The organism is Helicobacter cappadocius, from assembly GCF_030688855.1.
Lineage (GTDB): Bacteria > Campylobacterota > Campylobacteria > Campylobacterales > Helicobacteraceae > Helicobacter_J > Helicobacter_J cappadocius.
On record NZ_JAUYZK010000008.1, the window covers coordinates 19,603 to 44,910 of the forward strand.

The 25,308-nt window shown below is 33.7% G+C and carries 18 protein-coding genes; 17 read left to right on the forward strand and 1 reads right to left on the reverse strand.

What is annotated here, in order from left to right:
* The 17 genes from secF (at nt 1) to Q5I06_RS06005 (ending at nt 22,594) form a co-directional block, all read left to right on the forward strand.
* Nucleotides 1-972 carry a protein translocase subunit SecF gene (gene secF, locus Q5I06_RS05925; protein ID WP_305517269.1) on the forward strand — a complete coding sequence of 324 codons (972 nt, stop codon included), beginning with the start codon at nt 1-3 and terminating at the stop codon, nt 970-972.
* Between the two features lie 11 nt (nt 973-983).
* A complete protein-coding gene (locus tag Q5I06_RS05930; RefSeq protein WP_305517268.1) occupies nt 984-1,325 on the forward strand; it encodes a DUF6394 family protein in 342 nt (113 codons plus the stop codon).
* Nucleotides 1,326-1,335: 10 nt separating this feature from the next.
* A complete protein-coding gene (gene leuS, locus Q5I06_RS05935; RefSeq protein WP_305517267.1) occupies nt 1,336-3,789 on the forward strand; it encodes a leucine--tRNA ligase in 2,454 nt (817 codons plus the stop codon).
* Nucleotides 3,786-4,283, forward strand: a complete 498-nt coding sequence (gene lptE, locus Q5I06_RS05940; protein WP_305517266.1) for an LPS assembly lipoprotein LptE — start codon at nt 3,786-3,788, stop codon at nt 4,281-4,283. Before leuS ends, lptE begins: the two co-directional genes overlap by 4 nt.
* A gap of 43 nt (nt 4,284-4,326) precedes the next feature.
* Entirely contained in the window at nt 4,327-5,751 is a 1,425-nt protein-coding gene (locus Q5I06_RS05945; RefSeq protein ID WP_305517265.1) for a GGDEF domain-containing protein, read from the forward strand.
* Complete coding sequence (locus Q5I06_RS05950; protein ID WP_305517264.1) at nt 5,742-6,914, forward strand: folylpolyglutamate synthase/dihydrofolate synthase family protein; 1,173 nt, start codon at nt 5,742-5,744, stop codon at nt 6,912-6,914. The genes Q5I06_RS05945 and Q5I06_RS05950 overlap by 10 nt, the downstream gene beginning before the upstream one ends.
* Nucleotides 6,904-7,839: a M23 family metallopeptidase gene (locus Q5I06_RS05955; protein WP_305517263.1), complete on the forward strand. Its 936-nt coding sequence runs from the start codon at nt 6,904-6,906 to the stop codon at nt 7,837-7,839. Before Q5I06_RS05950 ends, Q5I06_RS05955 begins: the two co-directional genes overlap by 11 nt.
* A complete protein-coding gene (locus Q5I06_RS05960; protein ID WP_305517262.1) occupies nt 7,836-8,786 on the forward strand; it encodes a M23 family metallopeptidase in 951 nt (316 codons plus the stop codon). Before Q5I06_RS05955 ends, Q5I06_RS05960 begins: the two co-directional genes overlap by 4 nt.
* Nucleotides 8,696-9,127, forward strand: a complete 432-nt coding sequence (locus tag Q5I06_RS05965; RefSeq protein ID WP_305517261.1) for a bactofilin family protein — start codon at nt 8,696-8,698, stop codon at nt 9,125-9,127. The genes Q5I06_RS05960 and Q5I06_RS05965 overlap by 91 nt, the downstream gene beginning before the upstream one ends.
* Nucleotides 9,105-12,122 (forward strand): transcription-repair coupling factor, encoded by a 3,018-nt coding sequence (mfd, locus tag Q5I06_RS05970; protein ID WP_305517288.1) that lies wholly within the window; start codon nt 9,105-9,107, stop codon nt 12,120-12,122. Before Q5I06_RS05965 ends, mfd begins: the two co-directional genes overlap by 23 nt.
* Before the next feature lie 55 nt (nt 12,123-12,177).
* On the forward strand, nt 12,178-12,576 hold the full coding sequence (locus Q5I06_RS05975; RefSeq protein WP_305517260.1) for a DUF1090 family protein: 399 nt from the start codon (nt 12,178-12,180) through the stop codon (nt 12,574-12,576).
* A 44-nt stretch (nt 12,577-12,620) separates the two neighbouring features.
* Nucleotides 12,621-13,025, forward strand: a complete 405-nt coding sequence (locus Q5I06_RS05980) for a DUF1090 domain-containing protein (RefSeq protein WP_305517259.1) — start codon at nt 12,621-12,623, stop codon at nt 13,023-13,025.
* A gap of 48 nt (nt 13,026-13,073) precedes the next feature.
* Nucleotides 13,074-14,612: a Na+/H+ antiporter NhaC family protein gene (locus Q5I06_RS05985; RefSeq protein ID WP_420492410.1), complete on the forward strand. Its 1,539-nt coding sequence runs from the start codon at nt 13,074-13,076 to the stop codon at nt 14,610-14,612.
* A gap of 159 nt (nt 14,613-14,771) precedes the next feature.
* On the forward strand, nt 14,772-16,217 hold the full coding sequence (gene glnA, locus Q5I06_RS05990) for a type I glutamate--ammonia ligase (RefSeq protein ID WP_305517258.1): 1,446 nt from the start codon (nt 14,772-14,774) through the stop codon (nt 16,215-16,217).
* A gap of 143 nt (nt 16,218-16,360) precedes the next feature.
* On the forward strand, nt 16,361-18,511 hold the full coding sequence (gene flgE, locus Q5I06_RS05995; protein ID WP_305517257.1) for a flagellar hook protein FlgE: 2,151 nt from the start codon (nt 16,361-16,363) through the stop codon (nt 18,509-18,511).
* A gap of 334 nt (nt 18,512-18,845) precedes the next feature.
* A complete protein-coding gene (locus Q5I06_RS06000; RefSeq protein WP_305517256.1) occupies nt 18,846-20,216 on the forward strand; it encodes a sodium-dependent transporter in 1,371 nt (456 codons plus the stop codon).
* A gap of 128 nt (nt 20,217-20,344) precedes the next feature.
* On the forward strand, nt 20,345-22,594 hold the full coding sequence (locus Q5I06_RS06005) for a TonB-dependent receptor (protein WP_305517255.1): 2,250 nt from the start codon (nt 20,345-20,347) through the stop codon (nt 22,592-22,594).
* Nucleotides 22,595-22,761: 167 nt separating this feature from the next.
* Here Q5I06_RS06005 and Q5I06_RS06010 read toward each other — a convergent pair whose 3' ends face one another.
* Nucleotides 22,762-24,915 carry an autotransporter outer membrane beta-barrel domain-containing protein gene (locus tag Q5I06_RS06010; RefSeq protein ID WP_305517254.1) on the reverse strand — a complete coding sequence of 718 codons (2,154 nt, stop codon included), beginning with the start codon at nt 24,913-24,915 and terminating at the stop codon, nt 22,762-22,764.
* Between the last annotated feature and the right edge of the window lie 393 nt (nt 24,916-25,308).

Genomic DNA, 25,308 nt, shown 5'->3' on the forward strand with positions numbered 1-25,308 from the left:
ATGGAAATATTCAAAAAAGTCAGGATTTTTGATTTTGTTAAGTATTCCAAATACGGACTTATTTTATCGGTATTTTTAACTATAGGAGCTTTTGTTTTATTGTTTGTGAAGGGCTTTACTCCTGGTATTGATTTTGCTGGTGGAAGTGTTGCACAGATAAAATACGAAAAAACAGCCCCTATTGAACAGATTCGTGAGCTTCTTGAAAAAGATCCGCAATTTAAGGGCGTACAAGTTAGTGAGTTTGGTTCAAAAGAGGAAGTATCCATAAAAATACCTATTATTGAGGCTTTTGAGAATCAAGATCTTAATCCTATTATTACTAAAATCTTGCAACCTACAGGTCATTTTGAAATCCGTAAATTGGATACTGTGGGACCAAAAGTTGGAAACGAGCTGCGTCAAAAGGGCATATTGTCTTTGATTCTAGCTACTTTAGCAATGATGCTTTATGTTAGTTTTCGTTATGAGTGGCGTTTTGCTTTGGCTGGAATCGTTGCACTTGTGCATGATGTTATCATTACAGCTGCTTCGGTTATTGTTTTTAATATCGACTTGAATTTAGAAGTTATAGCCGCTTTACTCACTTTGCTGGGGTATTCTATTAATGATACGATTATTGTTTTTGATAGAATCAGAGAGAAAATGCTCATCAATAAAACAAACAATATTGAAGAAGTTATAAATGAGGCAATTTCTAGTACTCTTTCAAGAACACTTTTAACTTCTTTGACAGTATTTTTTGTGGTTTTGACATTGTATCTTTTTGGTGGAGAAATCATTGTCGGCTTCTCTTTGCCAATGCTTATAGGCGTGGTTTTTGGAACCTATAGTTCGATGTTTGTTGCACCTAAATTGGCTATTATTTTTGGATTTGATATAGAAAAATATCATGCTAAAGAAATTAAAAAAGCAAAAAAAGCTCAAGAAAAAAAACAATTGCGACAAATGTATGAAAATGGTCGCGTTTAAGGAGAGATGATATGGATTGGGGTAAGGTAATTTTTATTTTTTTTAGTTTAGGTTCTTTGACTTCTACAGCAGGTTTTTTGTGGGATCCAAATATTGTGATACTCTTTATTGCACTTGCTCTTAATCTTATTTCTACAACACTTAAAATCGGGGTAAAAAAACAACTCGCCTCAGAATTGTTAGCAAGTTCGCTTGTGGCAGATTTTCATCTGATTCCTGCTTTTATATTTTTGCAAGTATTCAATAATTTGAGTGTAACCTATGTTCTTATTATTGGTGCATTATTGGCAAATATTTTTTCTCTAGCACTGATGTTGATTGAAAGTGCTAAATCTGTTGATACTGATTACTAGGATAAAATAGATGGATATATCTTACAATCCCAATGAAATAGAAAAGAAATGGCAACAATATTGGAGAGATAATAATATTCACGAACCTTTAGATGATTTTTCTAAACCCAAAAAATATATACTAAGTATGTTTCCTTATCCAAGTGGAGCAATTCATATGGGACATGTAAGGAATTATTGCATCAGTGATGCTATCGCTAGATTTTATCGCAAGAATAGTTATAATGTATTGCATCCTATGGGATTTGATGCTTTTGGAATGCCTGCTGAAAATGCTGCTATCAAACATAAAACACATCCAAAAAAATGGACTTATAGCAATATAGAAAATATGAAAAATGAATTAGAAAGTTTAGGGCTTTCTTTTTCTTCTAGGAGAGAATTTGCTACTTGTGATAGCAGCTACACAAGATGGGAGCAAAGATTTTTTATTGATATGTGGGAAAAAGGTTTGATTTATCGCAAAACAGCCTATTTGAATTGGTGTCCAAATGATAAAACCGTCTTAGCCAATGAACAAGTCATCGATGGAAAATGTTGGAGATGTGATACTGAAGTTATTCAAAAAGAGATGGATCAATATTATATTAAGATAACTGATTATGCACAAGAACTTTTAGATAGCCTAGATAGCTTAGAAGATAAGTGGCCATCTCAAGTACTTATAATGCAAAAAAACTGGATAGGCAAATCAAAAGGTTTGAATTTTTCTTTCAAGCTTGATGCCAAGAGTCAAGATATAGTAAAAGACATTTCAGAAATAGAAGTTTTTACTACAAGAGCAGATACTATTTATGGAGTCACTTATTGTGCAATCGCACCTGAACATCCTATCGTTAAAACTTTGTTACAGAGTGATTTTTTGCAAAGAGATATTATTGACAAAATCATCAAAATGCAAAATATGCCTACCAAAGAACGTTCAATGAGCGAAAAAGAGGGAGTGCCATTGGGGATTTCTGTCATTCATCCTCTCACGCAAGAGATTTTGCCTGTATGGGTCGCAAATTTTGTATTAATGGATTATGGAAGTGGTGGAGTAATGAGTGTTCCAGCACATGATGAAAGAGATTTTGCATTTGCTCAAAAATACAATATTCCTATTAAAGAAGTCCTTATTTCAGAAAGTTCTGATTTGCCTTACACCCAAGAGGGTAAGCTCAAAGAAAGTGGCGAATTTAATGGATTATTTGGACAAGAAGCACGTAATAAAATTATTGAGTATTTTGAAAAGAATCAACTAGGTAAGTCTATCATTAATTATAGGCTCAAGGATTGGGGGATTTCTCGTCAAAGATACTGGGGGGCTCCAATACCTCTTATTCGTTGTGAAAAGTGTGGTTTGGTAGCAGAAAAGGATGAAAATCTTCCCGTCAATCTTCCTGAAGATGTTGTTATTGATGGAGAGGGCAATCCATTGGACAAACATCCATCTTGGAAGAATTGCAAGTGTCCTCAATGTCAAGGTGATGCTATTAGGGAAACAGATACGATGGATACTTTTGTTCAATCAAGCTGGTATTTTTTACGCTATACCTCTCCAAAAAATAGCTGGGATAAGGTTGCTTTTGATGAAGCTTCATCAAAGTACTGGATGGATGTAGATGAGTATATCGGGGGCATTGAACATGCAATATTGCATCTATTGTATGCTAGATTTTTTACAAAAGCACTTAGAGATTTGGGTTATACAAACTCAAATGAACCTTTTTCAAACCTCCTCACGCAGGGTATGGTCCTAAAAGATGGGGCTAAGATGAGCAAATCTAAAGGAAATGTGGTTGATCCAAATGCTATTATAAAAAAATATGGAGCTGATACTGCTAGATTGTTTGTGCTTTTTGCAGCCCCTCCAGTTAAGGAGTTAGAGTGGAATGATAATGCATTAGAAGGAGCTTATCGTTTTATAAAACGTCTATGGGATAGATCGAAAAATATTTTGGCTACAGATTCTATTCCTCAAATAGAACATTCTAGCTTAAACCAAAAAGAAAAAAATGCTCGAAAAAAAGTATATGAAGCCTTGTGTAAATCCAATGATATTTTTGAAAAAAAGCAAAGTGGCTATGCGTTTAATACTTTGATCGCTTCGTGTATGGAAGCTTTGAATGCCTTGAGCGAACAAGAGAGTAAGTTTGTTTGGACTGAAGGGTATTTTATATTGCTTAATATTCTTGAGCCTATTATTCCTCATATTTGTTGGGAGATTAGCAAAAAGTATTTCAATCTAAAAAATATGTCTGAAATTCCAGTGGATAAGGCAGCATTAGAAACCGAAAATGTAACTATAGCGATTACTATCAATGGAAAAAAACGCGGTGAAATTCAAACTCTACCAAATATGAATGAAAAAGAACTTTTACAGGCTTGTAAATCTATTGTATCAAAATGGCTTGACAATGCTGTTATTGTCAAAGAAATTGTTATTCCTAATAAAATTGTGAATTTTGTCATCAAGCAATGAGAGCTTTTGTTTTTTTAGGTATATTCTTATTTTTTTGTGGTTGTGGATATTTTCCTTCCGCATATTATGCTCAGAAAGTATTAGGTGATAGTGTATATGTAAAACTTATAGTGAATCTTCCTAACCCTGAGAACTCTGTTCAGCTAAAAGATGCTCTTAATCGGGCTGTTATTTCAAGATTTCAGAGTACTCTTGCATCGCAAAAAGATGCTGATTCAATCATTACGATTGAAATTACAGATGTTACAGATACTTCAATTGCCACCAATGAACAGGGATTCACGACATTTTATCGTGCTTTTGCTTATGTAACTTTTACCTATGCAAACAAAAGAGGACAATCAGAAACCTTTAAAAACACTGGATATTATGATTATGCAGTTTCTTTGGAAAATCCACTTACTACCTATAATAATCGATTTTATGCTATTGAGCAGGCAACAAACCAAACAATTGATAAATTTATCACACAAGTTTCCTATCAGGGCAAATAATATAATATAATAACAATAAATAAAATTCTACTTAGGACTTTAAATGCCAGATGTCAAAAATATAATTCAGAAAATTCTCAGAAAACTAGATAAGCTTCCTAATCCATCAGAAGAGGAACGAGCGGAATTTCTAGCAAAAGAATTACAAAGGCAAAATTTTTCTTTTGAAGGTGGTCCTTGGCTTCAGGAATACCTTGATTCAATCAATCAAAAAATCAAAAGCATGATCGCGTATAATATTAAAACAAAAGAAGAATTTATTCAACGTCTTATCAAGATATTGAATGCTTCTAGCACTTCAGATAGTGCAAATTACGCTGAATGCAATGTACTTTTGCTTGATGTTCTTTTAGGCGTACTTTTTCAACTCTCTAGTAACCAGATCAAAAAAGAACATCCAGAGCTTTTTATTACAGAAAAGCTAGAAAGCATAGAAGTGATTCAAAATCTACTAAAAAATTGGGAAGATTTTATTAAAAACAATCAGCACCTCAAGACTCAAGAACAGATTATTTCCATTATTGTTGCGTTAATGAATCCTTGGAAGGATTATAAGGTTAATTTTAAAGAAGCCCTAACAAAGCTTCAAGAATTTCCACAAAATATCAGTGATGAGGATTTCTTATCCCACCTTCAAGAGATTATAAGCTTTAAAGATGAGAATTGCATTATTTTAAATCCCAAGCTTTTGGATGAAAATGGCAATAAAATCAAAAAAAATACTTTTGATGTTTTATCTGAACTTGATGGTATTATTGATAGTAATAATGCACATATCGAAAAAATAATAAATTTCAAAAATTCGCTAAATGAAAAAGAAGATCTAAGAGAGGAAAAACAAAAACTTATTGATTTTTCTGAGATTATCTATGGCAAGATGATGGAAGTCAATAATACTCTAAAAAATAAAGAAGAGAATATCAAGCGACTTTATGATGAGCTAAACGCACTTTCTTTGTATGTGAAAAATATTCAAGAACAATCTAAACTTGATAATCTTATTGATGTGTATAATAGAAAGTATATTGACAAAGTTGCAGAAGTCTATGAACAACAATTCAAAGAAAATTCTATTAATTATTCAGTGTTGTTTTTTGATATAGATAATTTTAAAAACATCAATGATGCTTATGGTCATACTGCAGGTGATAAACTTTTGGGAATTTTTGGAAATATTTTGAAGCAAAACTGCAGAGGAACAGATATGGTCGGCAGATATGGAGGGGATGAATTCCTTATTTTGATGCCAAATACGGATCTAGAGAGAGCAAAAGAATTTGCAAAAAGAATTTGTAAAACTATAGAGCAAACCAACTTTACCTACAAAGAACAAAAAATTAAAATCACTACAAGCATAGGTATTGCTGAAAGAGCTTCTCATAAAAACAAATTTGAATTGATTGACTCTGTAGATAAATTTTTATATAAAGCTAAGAATAGTGGTAGGAATAGAGTTGAATGGGAATAATCCAAGCAACTAAAAATGCTTCCACCAAGAGATCTTTAGAAGAATTTTTACAATCAAAGGGAGTTGAGTATGCACCCTTTGACCCAGATCGTGCAAAAAATATTTACGCCAAATTATCAAATTATTTTCATATCTCATCTAAAAATATTCATATTGTTGGAACAAATGGAAAGGGAAGTACGGGCAGGTTCATTGCTTTAGGTCTATTGCAAGCTGGATACAAAGTTTTGCATTTTACTTCCCCGCATTTATTTGATTTTAATGAACGTTATTACAAAAATGGTGCAATAGTAAGCGATCTAGCACTTCAACAAACCCATGAATTTTTACAGCAATTTGATTTTATTGGAGATTGTAGCTATTTTGAATACGCAACCTTTTTGGCTTGTGTTCTAGCTCAAGATGTTGATTTCTTAGTGCTTGAAGCGGGATTAGGAGGAGAATATGATTCTACAACTTGCCTTCCTCGCGATATTTCTGTATTTACAGCTATTGGATTAGATCATCAAGAGATTTTAGGAGAGCATATTGAAGAGATTGCTACCACAAAGCTAAATTCTATGGCTCCTATTGCATTTCTTGCTAAACAGTCATTTCCTGTCATAAAAGAGATTGCTATAAAAATCGCACATAAAAAAAATTCTAAGCTGCACTTTGTTTCTTCGACTAAAGAAGGTGTTTTTTATTCTAAAAAACATTCTCTTCCTGGGTTTTTAACCGATAATTTTGATAATGCTATGAATGTTTTGAATTATCTCAATATTTCCCCTGATATACAAAAATTTCCTCCTTTAGATATTGCTGGTAGATGTCAAAAAATTGCCCCCAATATAACCCTTGATGTAGGGCATAATGAACAAGCTGCTAGAGAGCTTTTGAAAGTTTTTAGCAATAAAAAAGTAATCCTAGTGTATAATACCTACAGACAAAAGGATGTAAAATCTATACTCAAAACACTTAAACCTATCGTTGAAAAGATTTTGATTATAGAGGTTCAAAACGAAAGAATTATCGAAACAGACAAATTAAAAAGCCTTATTGCGACATTAGATATTGATTTTGGAATTTTTGAAGCTTCAAAAATCGAAAAAGAGCGAGAGTATTTAGTATTTGGGTCTTTTAGTGTGGTTAAACAATTTTTGGAGGAATCAGGTGCAAGATAAACTTGTTGTTACTATTGTAGATGAATCTGGTTCAAGGCAATTTCGGTTACCAAAAAATGCTACAAAAATACTTGTATTCATCTGTTTTGTGTTTGCTGTTATTGTTTTATGTTGCTTTTTTTTGATGAAATTTTTGATGGAAAAAATTGATGATATTGCATTCAAAAAAAATATTGCGATCTCTGAATACAAATATATTTATCAAAAAAATAATTTTCTCAAAGATCAGATCAAACAAAAAGGTGAGGAATTAGCTATTGTAGGGCAGAAAATTGATGATTTGGAAAATATAGTAAATGTAAAAAAAACCACCGATGAAAGTTCAAAATATGAAAAAATAGATTTACAAGATCTCTCCTCATCTCAAAAAACACTGATTTTAAGCCTTATCCCAAATGGGGAACCCGTTGCTTCATATACATCCAAGAACTTAGCTTATCAAAAATCACATTCTGCCAAAAAATCAAACACTAGCACGGGTTATGATTTTGTAACTTCTCAAGGTACGCCGGTATATGCAACAGCCGATGGGGTGATTGACTTAACTAAAAGTAATTCTAGCAATGGTTATGGAAATTTTATTAAAATCAGCCATTCTTTTGGGTTTAGTTCAATGTATGCACATCTTCAAAAATCTCTTGTGAAAAAAGGAGATTTTGTCCAAAAAGGTCAGCTTATCGGCTATAGTGGGCATACTGGGAATTCAAATGGAGATACACTTTATTATGAGGTTAGATTTTTGGGCAAGGTGCTTGATCCGACTATATACACAGCTTGGAATTCGAATAATTTCGAAGAGGTTTTTGATCACGATTCTTCTATTGATTGGAAGAGTTTGGTTTGGACAATTCAGGATATGGCACAGCTTCAAACATATAAGCTTAGTTATCAGAGCAATGACTTTAGTGTGGGTGAGAAAAAATGATTCTTGATAAAAGACTGGTTTTAATGATTACAGACAAAAATGGCAGTCGTCATATCAATGTCAGTATGATTTTTCGTCAGCTTAGTTTGTATTTTTTGCTTTTTATTTTTGGAATAGTTCTTTTTTTGGTTGTGTCTATCAGTGTTTTTAATTCAGAAATCAAGGATATTAACACAAAAAGTGTCCTTATAGGTGAGCAATATCAAAAAATGCTTAAAAGAAATTCGTATTTAAATGAAGAAATCAATCAACGTTTGGAGGAGATTGCACTTGCTGGAGATAGAGTAGATGATCTTGAAGGGGTTATTGGAGTATCAAAAGATGAGTATGATGCAGAAAAAAATGAAAGCCTTCTCTCTCGAATTGATGTTGCTTCCATTACGGGGGCACAGAAGGCTTTTATTATGAAATTTATTCCCAATGGAAGGCCACTAGATTCATATAGAAGGATTTCGGCTCCATTTGGCAATAGGATGCATCCTATTTTGCATATTCTGCATAAGCATACCGGGTTGGATTTTGGAACTCCTGTTAATACTCCTGTATATTCTACAGCTGATGGAGTGGTTGATTTTTCAGGAGATGGATGGAATGGTGGATATGGAAAACTTGTGAAAATAACGCATTCTTTTGGATTTAGAACTTATTATGCACATCTTAATAAAATTGTTGTGAAAAATGGGCAATTCGTTAAAAAAGGTCAGCTTCTTGCTTATAGTGGGACTTCTGGAATTAGCACAGGACCCCATCTACACTACGAAGTTCGATTTTTAAATCAACCTATTGATCCAATGAATTTTGTAAAATGGGATATGAAAAATTTTGACTCTATATTTGAAAAAGAAAGGACAATTAGATGGCAATCTTTACTAACGACAATAAACAACCTAATGGAGGGACAGGAAAAATGGGACCAGCAACCATTATCGCTCAAGGAACAAAATTAAAAGGCGAAATCAACACAGATTGCCATTTGCATATTGATGGTGAATTTGAGGGAAATATAAATTCTAAAAATACAGTGATGATTGGGAAAAGCGGACTTGTGAGCGGAGAAATCTATGCACAAAAACTTATTGTGAGTGGAAAGTTTAATGGCACCACAGAGTCTGAAGTGGTTGAGATTTTGCCACTTGGACGCATTGATGGAAAAATCATCACTTCAGAGTTAGTGATCGAGAGAAAAGGTATTTTTATGGGTGAGAGCAAAACCAAAACAGGATCAAGTGATAAAACACATAAAACACCTACTATCAAACCCACAAATGATACAATCCAGTCTCTATGATGCTTTTAAAAATGGGTTTAAAGCATCCATTTTAATTACCAAAGATAGTATGGAGGCACACCAAGCCTATCAAGTTGCAAAATTTTGTGAGAAAAAAACTTCTCTTAAGCCTATTCTTTTTCCTGATTTTCGGGCAAGAATGGGTGATGATATGCGTTCTTTTGTGAGTGAGTTTAGTGAATTGCTCGTGAAATTAAGAGAATTTTACAATTCTTCCAATCCTTTGCTTATTTCACCTATTTCTAGTTTATTATATCCCCTGCCAAGAGCAGAATTGCTTCAGAGTTTTGTGATTCAAAAAAATACTTGTGTTGATATTTCTGATCTCAAAAATAAACTTTTATATTATGGATATGAGAATGTTGATATTGTGAGTGTAGAAGGCGAAGTTAGTTTTCGTGGAGATATTATTGATATATTCCCTCCTTTTTCATCTCCTTATCGTATCGCTTTTTTTGATAATGAGTGCGAAAGTATTCGTTGTTTTGATCCTGATACGCAAATCAGTGAAAAAACTGAATATGATTTTATTGACATTCCTCCAGCATTATTTAGCTTGAATCAAGAACAGTATAATCTTTTAAACGAACAAATTTCCCAATCAGATTTTGATGCTTTTAGCAAGGATATTTCATCGCTTGGTTTTTGGTTTTTGCAAGAAGATGGGATTAATTTTGTCAAAACTTATGAATCTGTTTTGAGTATACAGGCATTGCAGGAGGCTAAGGAGATTTTTGATCTTGAGAATGGCTTATCTTTGAATTTGAAGGATTTTACCTCTTTAAGAGTGCTTGATATTCCTAAAAATGGAAGTCTTGATATTGAAATAGATAAAAGACTTTTAGATTCTATTATTGAATTGAATGCAAATAAATCCATTACCCTTCTTGGAAAAAATCAAGCACTTTTCAAAAATCTAACACTCAATAAATCTGTTAATTGTATGATTTCTGATTGTATTATTAATATTTCCACACCAACAGAACTTATTATTTCTCTAAATACTTATACAAAGATACACAAACAGAAAAAAACAAAAATTGGTATTGATGAGCTCAACATAGGAGAATATGTCGTTCATGATGATTATGGAATCGGTATATTTAAAGGTATTGCTCAAAATACAGTGCTTGGAAGTGTTCGGGATTTTATTGAAATACTTTATCAAGGGCAAGATAAACTCCTTCTTCCTGTGGAGAATCTGCATATGATACAACGTTATATTGCACCTTCTGGAAGCATTCCTGTTATGGACAAACTAGGCAAAGGGAGTTTTGCAAAATTAAAAGAAAAAGTAAAAATCAAGCTTTTTGAAATAGCAGATGCTATCATTCAATTAGCTGCTCAAAGAGACATTATCGAAGGTAAGAGAATTGATGTTTCTTTGCCAGAAATTGAGACATTCAAGAATTCCTGTAATTTTGTTCTTACTAACGATCAGGAACGTTCTATTAAAGAGATTTTTGCTGATATTAGTAGTGGAAAAGTGATGGATAGGCTTTTGAGTGGAGATGTTGGCTTTGGTAAGACAGAAGTCGCACTCAATGCTATTTTTGCGGTATATAAAAGCGGTTACCAATCTGCATTGATTGTGCCTACAACTCTACTATGTAATCAACACTTTAATACACTCAAAAAGAGATTAGAATCTTTTGGTATAAGAGTTGCCAAGCTTGATAGATTTGTAAAATCCCATAAAAACCAAATTCTCAAACAACTTCTTGATGGAGATATTGATGTGATAGTGGGAACACATTCACTACTTAATGCAAGGTTTAAAAACTTAGGTTTGATTGTGGTAGATGAGGAACATAAATTTGGCGTGAAGCAAAAAGAAAATATCAAAGATCTCAGCAAAGATTCTCATCTTCTAAGCATGTCTGCAACCCCAATACCTAGAACTTTAAATATGGCACTTTCGCAAATAAAAGGAATGAGTTCATTGCTTATTCCTCCTACTCAAAAACAACCCAATAAAACATTTGTGAAAGAAAATACCCCTGCTTTATTGAAGGAAATCATTCATAGGGAATTGCGTAGAAATGGTCAGGTATTTTATATTCATAATAATATTGCTACAATAGATAAGATCAAAAAACAAATTCAAGAACTCGTTCCAAATCTAAAAATCGCTATTTTGCACTCTCAAATTCATTCTGAAGAAAGTGAAGATATTATGATTGATTTTGCCGATGGAAAATATCATATGCTTTTATGTACTTCTATTGTGGAATCTGGAATACATCTTCCAAATGCCAATACAATCATTATTAATGAAGCAGATAAATTTGGACTTGCTGATTTGCATCAACTTAGAGGAAGGGTAGGACGTGGAAATAAAGAAGGGTTTTGTTATTTTCTTGTAAATGAGAAAAAAACCATTACAGAGGAAGCGCAAAAACGTCTTCTTGCATTAGAAAAGAACTCTTATTTGGGAAGTGGGGCATCTATTGCTTATCATGATCTTGAAATAAGAGGGGGTGGAAATCTTATTGGACAAGCTCAAAGTGGTCATATAAAAAATATTGGTTATGGTCTTTATTTGAGAATGCTCGAGGAAGCTATAACGCAGTTAAGTGGCTCAAATATTCAAAATCCAGCAAGTGTAGATATTAAACTCAGTGTGAGTGCTTATCTCAATCCTGAACTCATTATAAGTGATAGACTTAGACTTGAATTATATAGACGTTTATCCTTATGTAAAGAAATAGCTGAGGTCTATGAAATAGAAGGCGAGATTGAAGATAGATTTGGAAAGCCTGATATAATGACTCTACAATTCTTGCAGATTATTATGATAAAGATTTTGGCAAATTCTCTTCAAATAAAAGCGATTTCTAATTATGCACAAAACATAACCATAATCTACAATAACGATGTCAAAGAAACAATACTAGCCTCAAGTAAAGATGATGATGATATTTTAAATATAATCTTAGAAACCTTGCGTAAAAAAATACCCAAACAAACAGATCAGCAAGATAAGGATCGATAGTTTTGTTGGTATGTGTTTTGTATAATCAGATGAAACTTCAAAAGAGGAGAAGGGATTGGTTAAGATTTTACTTGTAAGTGCAGTTTTGGGAGGGATTGTTTATGCAGGTCCTGTTTGTGATTTTAAGCTAAATGATTTAAAATCTCAGATTGATTATGCAAAAAAGAAAGGTTTTGAAGATAAAGCAAAACAATTAGAGGTAAAGCTATCGGATTTTTCAAAGACATGTCGAGATTCTGATATCTTAGAAGAGATCAATCAAAACATAAAGAATACTCAAAAAAATCTACAAAGTGCAAGATCAGCACTCCATCAGGCACAAATAGATGGCAATGCACATAATCTCAGACAAGCACAGATTGACTACAAGGTTGCCAATATGCAGTATATTGCTGCTAAACAGGAAATGTTGAGAATGAAGGATTTGATTAAAAGCTCAGGGAATAAAAAATAAGATATAATCTAAGGCCTTAAATAATTTTATAGACGGAGATAAAAATGAAAAAGATAATAGTTTTAAGTTTTGTTGCTTGCGGTATTTTATTGGCAGGTCCTGTGTGTGATTTTAAAGAAAAAGATGTTCAAAATCAAATAGATTATGCCAACAAACATGGACATAAAGACAAAATTTCAGGACTCAAAAAAGCTCTCAAAGAGTTACAAAAACACTGCAAAGATGATGTTGTCATAGCTGAAATCAAAACAGATATCACAAAATTAGAACAAAAAATAACAGAAGTCAAGCAAAAGCTTTCAGAAGTTCAAGCCAAAGGAAAATCAGATAGGATCAAAAAAACAGAGATGAAACTTAAAATGGTGCAAACTGAACTTGATTCCAAAAAACAAGAACTGAAAAAAATGGAAGATTTGCTCACTCCACCAGCTTCTAAATCTTCAAAGTAGTAGCATTTTTGGTATGATTTCATAAAATTTTATCTTTCAAGGGATTTTATGAGTTATGCCGATTCTATCTTAAGTTTATTGGTTCCCCTGTGTGTTATTGTGATGGTTTTTGCTACCAAAAGAGTCGTTCTCTCGCTTTTTGTGGGAATTGTTCTAGGTGGTGTGATGATGAATTACCAACACTTGATGGGAACCTTTAATTATATCTATGAAAAAATCTCCACCGTTCTTTATAGCTTTGAACCTACACAAGATGGAACATCTATTTTGGTATTGAAATATTCCAGTATCTATGTATTTGGTTTTTTGATTGTATTGGGTATTCTTACGCAGACCATTTCTCATTCAGGTGCAGTGAATGCCTTTGTAAAATGGGCACGTCATCGTATTAAAACACCTCAAGGATCAGAATTTATTGCTTTTATAGCAGGTATTATTATTTTTATTGATGACTATTTTAATGCTCTAACTGTTGGTCAGATTTCCAAATCTCTTAATGATGCTAATCATTCCACAAGAGAACGTTTGGCTTATGTGATTGATTCCACATCTGCACCTGTTTGTATTTTGATGCCTATTTCGAGCTGGGGGGCGTATATATTGGGAATTATGCATTCAAGTGTCCCTGAATCTGTAGGAGATGGATTATTTGTATTGATACATAGTGTATGGAGTAATTATTATGCTTGGTTTGCTCTTTTGGCGGTATTTTTAACGATATATTGGCAGATAAATCTCCCTGCAATGGTTAAAAATAAAAATATTGGGGTGAGGGATTTTCTTTCTAGCGAAGAACTGAATAAACCTTCAAGTTCTGTGTGGTTATTGATTGTTCCTGTGATTGTGTTGATAATATCGATTGCATTTATGATTTTATGGACAGGATTTGAAGCAGGAAGACAAAACACTCTTTTTTCTATGTTAAAAAACACTGATACCGCATTTTCGCTTTTTTATGGAGGGCTTTTTGCGTTGATAGTGAGTGTTTTGATCTCTATTAGACATTTAAATAAATCATCCTTTATTTTGATGGTAACTGATGGAATCAAGAGTATGCTCCCAGCGATTTTAATATTGATTTTGGCATGGGCGATAGGGCCTGTGATTAGTGATGATATGCAAACAGGTGTATATCTTGCCAATATCAGTAAAGATTTTTTATCTGAGAGTGCGGGATTAGCCATGCCAATGGTACTTTTTGCCATTTCAGGTTTTATAGCTTTTGCTACAGGAACGAGTTGGGGGACTTTCGCAATTATGTTGCCTATTGGAGTTAGTTTGGCAATAGCTTCAGGAGGAGATGCTATTCTTTGTATTTCTTCTGTTTTGGCAGGAGCAGTATATGGCGATCACGCTTCTCCTATTTCAGATACCACGATTTTATCTGCAACGGGAGCTGGATGTTCTGTGCAAAGCCATTTTATTACTCAGTTTCCCTATGCAAGTACCGCAGCAGTTGTGGCTATGATTAGTTTTGGAGTGGCGAGTTTTAGTTCTTCTATTATGATTGGTTATGTCATAGGTATTATTTTGCTTGTCGGGATATTTTATTATTATAAGGCATTTTTGAGCAAAAAGATTTTTTAATATCAACTAGCTTGTGATATAGAAAGTGTGGATTTAAAATCTTCTGTATATCTTATTATATTTTTTGGTAAGATTTTATCTTATATGTTGATATTTTAGTTAGGTTTTTACAATACAATGGTAGAATTTGTGATAAATTTATTTAGAAAAGGGTAGGTTATGGGTATTCCTAGATACAGTAAGCCAGAGCTTATTAAAGATTTTTTTTCTTTTTGTAAGGACAATGATGTGGAATTTGTGGATTTCAGATTCACTGATATTAAGGGTGTATGGCATCATATGGCTTATTCTATTAGTGCACTCAGCGAGGAGACTTTCCATAATGGTATCCCATTTGACGCGAGTTCTATCAAAGCGTGGCAACCTATCCAGCATTCTGATATGATACTTTTGCCTGAACCAATTAGATATTTTATTGACCCATTTACAGCTGATACGACTGTTGTTGTTTTTTGCGATGTGTGGGATATATATAAAGATCAACCTTATGAGAGATGTCCAAGAAGTTTGGCAAAGAAGGCTGTAGAACATTTGAAAAAAACAGGCATTGGTGATATGGTTTATATTGGACCAGAGAATGAATTTTTTATCTTTGATTCTATCAAAATCAGAGATGCTGTAAATTGTCAATATTATGAAATAGATAGCGAAGAAGGCGAATGGAATCGAGATAGAAGTTTTGAAGGTGGCATTAATTCAGGACATAGACCTGGAACAAAAGGTGGTTATTTTCCTGTTCCGCCAGTAGATTCGATGATGGATTTGAGAGCAGAGATTGTAAAAGTCCTTAATCAGGTTGGTTTGGAAACATTTGTGGTTCATCATGAAGTAGCACAAGGACAAGGTGAAGTTGGCGTTAAATTTGGTGATTTGGTTGAAGCAGCTGATAATGTTCAAAAACTCAAATACGTCGTAAAAATGGTAGCTCATCTCAATGGCAAAACAGCTACATTCATGCCAAAACCACTTTTTGGAGATAATGGAAGTGGTATGCACACACATGTGAGCATTTGGAAGGCAGGAGAAAATCTCTTTAGTGGTCAAAAATATCAAGGTTTGAGTGATTCTGCACTCCATTTTTTGGGTGGAGTTTTAAAACATGCTAGAAGTGTTGCTGCTTTTACAAATGCTTCTACAAACTCTTATAAAAGGCTTATTCCAGGATTTGAAGCTCCATCTATTTTGACTTATTCAGCTCAAAATAGAAGTGCGAGTGTGAGAATTCCTTATGGCGTATCTGGGAAAAGTGCTCGATTAGAATTCCGTTTTCCTGATAGCTCTGCTAATCCTTATCTTGCATTTTCTTGCATTTTGATGGCAGGTTTAGATGGTATTGTTAATAAAACAGATCCTGGTGAGCCAATGGATATTGATTTATTTGAGCTTACACTTGACGAAATTCGAGAAAAAGGCATCAAACAAATGCCTCATACTCTTAGAACAGCAATGGAAGAAATGCTTTTAGATAGAAAATACCTTAAAGAAGGTGATGTGTTCACAGAGAGTTTTATTCAGATTTATAAGAGTTTTAAATTTGAAACTGAAATTTGGCCTTGGGAAGGACGTCCTCATCCATTTGAGTTTATTTCTACTTACTCTTGTTAGCTTTCTCTCCCTCTTTTTAGAGGGATATTACAAAATAAAAATTCCACTTATCATCTTTTCAAAATAATTTCTATGATTTAATCTCATTTTTTGGCACACTAATTGCTTTTAGAATACAAAATATAAAATTCCAAAGGATTTGTATGCTTAGGTCTATGTGGTCTGGTGTGAGTGGTATGCAAGCTCACCAAATAGCGCTTGATGTAGAGAGTAATAATATTGCCAATGTTAATACGGTTGGTTTCAAGTATTCTAGAGCTTCATTTGTTGATATGCTTTCGCAAATAAAGCTGATAGCAACTTCTCCATATAAAAATGGATTAGGTGGTCAGAATGATTTTTCAGTAGGTCTTGGTGTAGGTATTGATGCAACTACAAAGGTATTTTCACAGGGTAATACTCAAAATACTGATGTAAAAACAGATCTAGCCATTGAGGGAGAAGGATTTTTTGTTATCAGTCCCGATAGAGGAACCACACGTAATTATACAAGAGATGGTGAATTTGTATTTGATGCAAATGGAAATCTTGTTACCACTGGTGGTTATGTTGTGCAGGGTTGGGTGCGAGATGATATTAAAAACTCTTCAAAAATGAGCGAGACAGATTTTTTCAAAGTTGATAACACAGGACCTTTAAAAAATATTCAGATTGATCCAGGCATGGTAATGCCTGCAAGAGCAACTACTGAAGTCTCGCTTAGAGCAAATTTGAATGCTGGTAGACATGTGGATCAAATGGCAAGTATTTTTGCTTTAGATTCTAGTGCAAAAACTCCATCTGATGGTATTAATCCTGTCTATGATTCAAAAACCAATCTGACACAGATGGCAGAAGATGTGGGTGCACTGTTTAATCAAGACGGAGATGCGTTTGCCTTAAATGAAAATCAGGGTATATGGGTAAGTTATAAAACCTCTCACATGGTAAATGAGATTGTTCCATCAGATACGACCAATACAATTGGACTTAATGGTACTCAAATTTCTTTCACCAACGATTCAGCAGTGAGTGGTGTTTCCACTCTTGTAGCAGCTCAAAATGCTATCAATGCGGTAAAAGATAAGACAGGTATAGAAGCATATGTAAATGGCGGACTTTTGAGTTTAGAGAATAAAAATGAGCTTGACGGAGATGAAAAAGTCAAAAATATTCGCGTTACAGCTTCAGGAACCGGAGCTTTTTCTAGTTTTATACAAGGAGATGCGGATATTACATCATTTAGGTATAGATATACCAAATCAGTCAGTCCAGATTCTGCTACTGGGCAGTTTAGAACCACTGAAGATTTAAGGGCATTGATGCAATATGATGCCAATATGATAAAAGAACCTACTAAGGCTTATAGTGAAAGTACCGCTTCAGTTTCAGTTACCGTAAATAAATATGGTATGTTTGAAATTGCTAACAAAGATAATGGAGATAATGAAAAACAAAATTTGAATCTTTTTGTCAGTGGTTATGCTTCTGAGAATGTTACAAACAATGTTTTGTTTAAAGATACAATGAAATCACTTAACACAGCCTCTCTTATTGAAGGTGGAACAGCTACAAGTACTTCGAAAATTGGTCATGCTATCCATACAACTAGCATTGATATGATTGACAGTTTAGGTACTAAGCACACGATACGATTTGAGTTTTACAAGACAGGTGGAGCAGAGTGGAATTTTAGAGCAATCGTGCCTGAACCTTCAGAGATTTATGGCTCCTCTCCTAGCAGACCCAATGTATTTGAAGGAGGAAAACTTCGATTTAATAGTGATGGAAGCTTAGCAGGTATGAACCCTCCTGTTTTACAGATCGATCCTAAAAATGGATCAGATGCTCCCCAAAGAGTTAATCTAAAATTTGGTCTTTCTGGAACATTTGGAGGGCTTACTAGTGTGGATAAAATATCAGAGACTTATGCTATTAATCAAGATGGCTATCAAGCTGGAGATTTGATGGATGTGAGATTTGATTCAAATGGTTCTTTGCTTGGTGCATTTAGCAACGGAAAATCTCTTGCACTTGCTCAGGTTGCACTTGCAAACTTTGCCAACAATACAGGTTTACAATCAGAAGGAGGAAATGTTTTTTCTGCTTCAGGAAACTCAGGCGAAGCGATGATTGGAGCAGCAAATACTGGTAGAAGAGGCGGGGTCTCTGGTTCAAAGCTTGAGATGAGTAATGTGGATTTAAGTCGAAGCCTCACTCAACTTATCGTTGTTCAACGTGGATTTCAGGCAAATTCAAAGGCAGTTACGACCTCTGATCAAATTTTAAATACCCTACTCAATCTTAAGCAATAATTTTTTATCAAATAGGACTTAAAACTCCTATTTGATTTTAAACTCACTTTCTTATAATCTTAGAATATCGATTTTTACAGCGTTGTTGTTTTCCCTATTTCCCAAATATCTAAAATATATGTTTTTATCATTTACAAAAGGTACTTAAAACTTATGCCTTTACTTATGGATTCAAAATGATTATTCATGCATAAACTTTTACAATCAATTTTCAATATAGCTCAATAAGATGCAATAGAAAAATTTCAAAAATCTATTCAGAAGTGCTTTAAAATTGATAAAATATATTTTCAAAATTAAAATCAAACTTCCAACCACAAATAAAGGAATACAAATGCAAAAAAGACAACTTTGGTCAAGCCGTCTTACTTATGTCCTCACCGTGGCAGGAGCAACCGTTGGATTTGGAGCGACTTGGCGGTTTCCTTATTTGGTTGGAGAAAATGGTGGCGGGGCATATGTATTGGTTTTTATTATCGCTATGATTGTCGTGGGAATCCCGATTATTTTGGTTGAAAATATCATTGGAAGACGAGCACATATGAATTCTGTTGATGCTTTTGGAGGAGTCACGCAGGGTAGGAAGATCTCAAAATATTGGAAGATTTTCGGCTATATGGGGCTGATAGGGGCATTTGGAATCCTAGCTTATTATATGGTGCTTGGGGGGTGGGTTATTTCTTATATAGTAAGTATTTTAAGTGGAGGACTTGATCTCTCTAGTGCGATTACTAAAAATATCGCTTCAGATTTTTATGATATACATATTGAACATTCTCCTTTAATGGTGGGAATTTTTACATTTATTTTTGTTGTATTGAATTGGGTTATTTTATCAAAGGGGATTATTGATGGAATTGAACGATCGATGAAATATTTGATGCCTCTACTTTTTTTATGCCTTTTGGCAATGGTTGTTCGCAATCTCACTATGCCTGGTGCTATAGAAGGAGTGAAATTTTATCTCACCCCTGATTTTAGCAAAATCACTCCAAAGCTATTTATTTTGGTTTTGGGACAAGTTTTTTTCGCACTATCTCTAGGATTTGGAGTGATGATTACTCTCTCATCTTATTTGCATAAAGAAGAAGATATGGTAAAAACCGCTATTATTACGGGGATTTTGAATACTTTTATTGCAATTATGGCAGGTTTTATGATATTTCCTTCACTTTTTAGTTTTGGACTTAGTCCTGATTCAGGTCCATCTCTTGTATTCAAAACTCTTCCAATTGTTTTTTCACATATGCCTTTTGGAAATTTGTTTGCTGTGGTATTTTTTTTGCTACTTATTACCGCGGCACTCACGACTTCTCTGCCTATCTATGAAGTGATTATTACAACCCTCACAGAAAAGCTCAAACTCAATAGAAAAAAGGCTATTTCTATCACACTTAGTTTTATATTTATTTTTGGAAATATCCCTTGTATTCTTGCTTATGGATATTGGAGAGATATAAAAATAGGAGGAAGAAATATTTTTGATACTTTTGATTTTGTGAGTGGGAATATCTTTTTTGTTCTTACTGCATTGGGTGCAAGTATTTTTGTAGGCTATGTGCTTGGAAGCGAATCTATAAAAGAACTCAAAAATGGGGCAAAACTACCAGAAAGTGTTATTCGCATTTGGTTTGCTTATATCAAATACATTATCCCCATTATTATTGTGGCGATTTTTATCAGCGGTTTTTTTATTTCATTCTGAGTTTTTTTGTAGTTTTCTCTCTAACTCTGTTGTTTGGTAATATGCAAAATATTATTTTTAATATTTTTTTAATAAAATGTCAAAATATTATGTTTTAAGAATGATTATAAAATTATCAGGAAGCAAAAATGTCTCGTAAAAATCGCTGTATCCTCGTCTTATGCTGCATTGTAATGAGTGGAGTATTTTTATTTGGAGATGATGAAAAGAGTTTTGAGCTTAACAAAGTCGTAACAACTTCAAATCGAATGCCTACACTCATGTCAGAAGCTCCTGGAAATGTAAGTGTAATGAATCATAAAGAAATAAAAGATCGCACATCTCAGCAAATCAGCGATATGATAAGTGTAATGGCAGGAGTAAAGGTAGATAAAGACGCAGGATACAATGGTCGTCCTCAGGTTTATATGCGGGGGATTCCTTATGGAACCCTCATTATGCTAGATGGGGTGATTTTAAATGATCTAGAAGGCGAAATGCGTATCATTCAATCTATTTCAAGTATGGATATTGATCATGTAGAGGTAGTGAGAGGACCTTTTTCGAGTCTGTATGGAACAGGAGGGATTGGTGGAGTTATTAATTTTATTACATCAATGCCTACTAAACTAGAGATGAAGGCAACCTTAGGTTATGGGAATGAAATAGTTGATGGGGGAGCAGAGAAAAATCGAACTCGAGGATATTTTAGTATAGGAGATGCGTTTTTAGATAAAAGATTGCGTCTGAAGGCTAGTTATGGGTTTTCTATGAGTGATGGTTATGCCAGAGTCCCAGCAATCTTAAAAGAACCCTTTGATGTTTCTAGCGGTATCACTGCATATGGAAAACCAACAGTCGCAGGAGAGAATGTCGGCAAACTTGGACGTAGTGGCTATCTTACGAACAATGGACACATCAAAGCAGAGTATGATTGGGGAGATAATGATACCACAAGCGTTTCTTTCAATATCTCCACAATCAATGAAAATCAAAATTCTACACAAACAAATTTAAGAAACTCTATTTTTCAGCCTGTATATGGAGGTTATACTGATAGTGCTAAAACCAGCTTTTATAGTCCTTTTTATGGAATTGGTTGGTCGGGATTTCGCTTTGAACAAAACTATCTTGCATCAATTTCACACAAACATTATTTCAATGATAATTCCTCTTTGACTACTACTATTTCGAGTGTGGATTTGATTTCGCATTTTAGCGATGGAGACAATTCCAATCCAAAAACAAGTATATTTGGCGGACCGGGCAAATCGCTAGATAATTCCGCAACAAGTAATTATTTAGATATAGTATATCAAAACAAACTCACTGATAAACATACCTTAATGATAGGTTTTCAAGCTAGATATATGGAAGCTTCAAATGAACGTCATACGATCGGAGATTGGACACGTAGAGATTTTTGGAATGACTATACTGGTCTTTATGGACAGGACAATAGTAGTGCTTACACTATTGCTCTATGGACACAATTTACTAGCAAATGGAGTGATGTATTTAGCACAAATATGGGTTTGAGATTAGATTATTGGCAGACATTTGATATGAGCACTTTAGATACCACTGATGTTTATAATCCAAGCAAAGAAATATTCCCAGATACAAAAAAATTCTTTCCCTCTCCAAAGTTTGCATTTAATTATCAGCCTTTCAGTTATGCTGTCTTGAAGGGGTCAATAGGACTAGCTTTCAGGGCACCAAATACTAGAGAGATGTACGCTCACGCACATAGTGGGGACTATCAAGAGAATAACCCCTTTCTCTCTCCGGAGTATGGGCTTGAATTTGACATAGGATTAGAGCAGGGAAATTCCTACGGCGGATTATTTAAGGCTTATTATTATCAAACTGAAATGTTCAACGCTATTTACAAAAATGGTTCAGGTTCTATTGATGATCCTTATCAAAATATCAATGGTGGGCACGAAAGGATCAATGGAGTAGAATTAGAATTTGATCAAAAAATTTACAAGGATTTGTCAATTTCAGCAAATTACACCTACACAAATGCAAAAATCATCAGAAATGATGCCCAGCCCAAATATAATGGTCACTATATCGCACAAATACCTCCACATATGGGGCATTTAGCACTGCTTTATGGAGGAGAAGATAAGATTGGCTTCTTTGGTTCTTTGCAGTTAAACGCTCAATCAGGAGCATTTACAAGTCTTGATAATAAAGCAACAGATAAAACGCAAAAGACCTTTGGTTCTATCAATCCACATGTAAGTTTTGATGCAAAAATCGGCTATGAATTCCATAACAAAACATCTCTTTCTTTGAGTTTTTTAAATTTTACAAATGCTCAATATTATGATTATTATAAAGCACCCGGAGCCTCATTTTATGTTCAAATAGGTAGTAAGTTTTTCTAAATCAAAAATAGCTTTTCAAAAGCTTATGTATCCATGATGATTTTGTAGTAAAAAATCCAAATCAACATAGATTGGAAGTTCTTTTAATGAAGTGATTTTTATAGATCAAAGAGAAGTTAAAAAGGGGTACTTCAATTTCTTTGATACCCCTTAAGTGGAAGGAGATATTAAAACACATATCTCCCGCCGAAATTCAGCATACCATATTGACTGAGATTTCCTAGTTTTGTCCCTACAGAAATATTTAAATACATATTTTGACTAGCTTGCCACTCTCCGCCAACTTTCAAAATAAAAGCGTGTTCAATACTAGAATTTTTATCAAACTCACTCACGCTTTGGGTTAGAGTTGTATCATAGACTCTTGTCTGCATTTGTTGTGTGTTGTCTAGCAATACTCCTTCATAAAATCCTGGAGAGATATAAAAATATGACTCGTTATCATTGAAATATTTTCGAATCTCTAATCCTGCATTAAAGGCTATGAAGTTAGTCTGAAAATCTCCAAAGCCTACACTCACATCTTGATCTTTGGCATTCATTCCAAGTGAATAACCATAGTTGTAATTCACTCCGATAAAAGGCTTAGAAAACCACCCCTTGCTCAAGGAAAAAACATAACCATAGGTCAAATCTAAATGCGTCTGAAAAGATAAATAATTATCTTGTAAGTTAGTTTGCAATAAGGCATCTTGAAAAGAGAGCATATTAAACCCGATATTCTCTCCTAAGGTGAGATCAATCTCATTGTTCCCTAAGAAAAACCGACTATAAAATCCGATATCTCCATTATGGGAGCTATTTTTAGAATCTAAATTGGCTATGGCATCGCTTGTATAAGCATAGCTTCCATATACACCTAAAATCATATTTTTCACCCAAGCATCATAGCCAAAACTAAGAGTTGCTGAAGCGGTATTTACAGATTTTGAATTCCCTAGTATGGTACCGATATTTCCCCAAACATTGTTTTTATGATTCCATCTAAGATAATCATAAGCATAGATGCTCTTAGAGAGAAAACTCTCATTACTTGCATCTGTTCTTGTGCGGGTAGTGTTTGAATTAGAAGTATTGGCAGCTAGAACCATCGCTGAAGAAGAACTAATTTCATTGGTAATATCTGTATTGTCTGCTAAAGGTTTGTTTTTGATACTCTCAATCCATTGGGCAAATCTCTCATCTTGTCTATGAGGATTAGAAAGTTTAGCTAATCTTGAGTTGGTAGCCAAAGAAGAAGCAAAATTGAGTTTATTCATATTTGAAGATACACCTATTGTGAGCTTGGAGATAGCTTGTTGTTCTTTGTGGATTTGATTGAACGCAGTTTGTTGCATTTGATACAGGGCTAATACGATTTCTCCATAACCCATTAGCTGATCATTTATCTCTTGATATTTTTTTCTTGCTTCATCAAGTTCATCTGAAGGATTTCCATCTGAAGGTTTCAGGGAGTTTTGAAGTTGCTTAACAAGAGTTTGGATTTGATTCAAAGAGTCTTGGTAAGCCTGTTTTTTTCCTGATGTGAGATTTACGTTTGCTAGATCGGATGCATTAGTGTTGGTAGTACTAATAAGATTTGTTAGATCGTTTAGTTTATCATTTAAACCGTTTATATTACCTTGTGCACCATTATAGGCTTTAATATCGTTTTTGAGATCGCTACCAATGCTATTTATTTCATTGAAGCCATATTTTTTGCCATTAATCCAAAATTGCCAATTCCCAGACCAAGAACCATCTACAGCCTTTATACTATTAAGAACATTTTGGAGGCCATTGAGATAGACTTGATAATCATTGACATTTGATTTTAACGCAGAAATTTTAGAAGAGATGTCGCTAAAAGTTTTATCTAGAGCTTGTTTTTTGGAAGCAAGTGCTGAATCATTATTCGTATTGATATTAATTTGTAAGCTATTAGTAACTGATTGGAGTTTATTAATCATAGACTGCGTGGTAGAAACATCTAAAGAAGTGGTGTAGTTACTAAAGGCATCTTTGAGGTTTTTTAAGGCTTGAGATTGATTTTCTTGCAATTGACTTAATTTTGAAAATGCCTCATTTGGAGAGAAGCTAATGGCATTTTGAAGATTGATTTGAGGTAGATTGTTGTTAGAATTATTTAAAACAAGCTGAAGTACAGACCACTGTTCAGGATGTTGTATCAAATCTACGCCAGTGTATTTGTAAACGTTTTTGACAAGAGAGTTTAAAGTAAGTCCAATACCAACCCCAATGGCACCAATACCCTCACCAGTAAAACCAGAAATATCGTTATTGACTGCTTGTTTGATATTTTTAATATCATTTTCAGTCAAATTAATTAAATCTTTAGCCTTTGCTGATACCCCCCCCCCCAAGAGCTAAAAGCAAAAAAGAAGTCATGCATTTCTTGAGTACATTTTTTTTCATTCAGAGTCCTTTATTTTGATTTTAAAATTCCTATTTTTTATTGTAGTATTTTTTTATTAAGATTTCGTTTAGATTAGATGGTTTATTTTTAATATTTTTGCATTTTTGTGATTTAAAATCCTATAGGATGCAAACCTGTGAAGGCTTGTGTATTAGGCAGATTAAGATTTTATCTCGAATCCTTTTTTGCTAGGAAGAAGGTAGACATATGAGCAGTGATTTATAAATGATTTATAAATCAAAATTATTTATTATAAATATTTATTTTATAAAAATTATATTTATTTAGATATAATAAT

Coding starts and splice junctions, on each gene's coding strand:
- secF (WP_305517269.1), top strand. CDS start 1: ATGGAAATATTCAAAAAAGTCAGGATTTTTGATTTTGTTAAGTATTCC.
- Q5I06_RS05930 (WP_305517268.1), top strand. CDS start 984: ATGGATTGGGGTAAGGTAATTTTTATTTTTTTTAGTTTAGGTTCTTTG.
- leuS (WP_305517267.1), top strand. CDS start 1,336: ATGGATATATCTTACAATCCCAATGAAATAGAAAAGAAATGGCAACAA.
- lptE (WP_305517266.1), top strand. CDS start 3,786: ATGAGAGCTTTTGTTTTTTTAGGTATATTCTTATTTTTTTGTGGTTGT.
- Q5I06_RS05945 (WP_305517265.1), top strand. CDS start 4,327: ATGCCAGATGTCAAAAATATAATTCAGAAAATTCTCAGAAAACTAGAT.
- Q5I06_RS05950 (WP_305517264.1), top strand. CDS start 5,742: ATGGGAATAATCCAAGCAACTAAAAATGCTTCCACCAAGAGATCTTTA.
- Q5I06_RS05960 (WP_305517262.1), top strand. CDS start 7,836: ATGATTCTTGATAAAAGACTGGTTTTAATGATTACAGACAAAAATGGC.
- Q5I06_RS05965 (WP_305517261.1), top strand. CDS start 8,696: ATGGCAATCTTTACTAACGACAATAAACAACCTAATGGAGGGACAGGA.
- mfd (WP_305517288.1), top strand. CDS start 9,105: ATGATACAATCCAGTCTCTATGATGCTTTTAAAAATGGGTTTAAAGCA.
- Q5I06_RS05980 (WP_305517259.1), top strand. CDS start 12,621: ATGAAAAAGATAATAGTTTTAAGTTTTGTTGCTTGCGGTATTTTATTG.
- Q5I06_RS05985 (WP_420492410.1), top strand. CDS start 13,074: ATGAGTTATGCCGATTCTATCTTAAGTTTATTGGTTCCCCTGTGTGTT.
- glnA (WP_305517258.1), top strand. CDS start 14,772: ATGGGTATTCCTAGATACAGTAAGCCAGAGCTTATTAAAGATTTTTTT.
- flgE (WP_305517257.1), top strand. CDS start 16,361: ATGCTTAGGTCTATGTGGTCTGGTGTGAGTGGTATGCAAGCTCACCAA.
- Q5I06_RS06000 (WP_305517256.1), top strand. CDS start 18,846: ATGCAAAAAAGACAACTTTGGTCAAGCCGTCTTACTTATGTCCTCACC.
- Q5I06_RS06005 (WP_305517255.1), top strand. CDS start 20,345: ATGTCTCGTAAAAATCGCTGTATCCTCGTCTTATGCTGCATTGTAATG.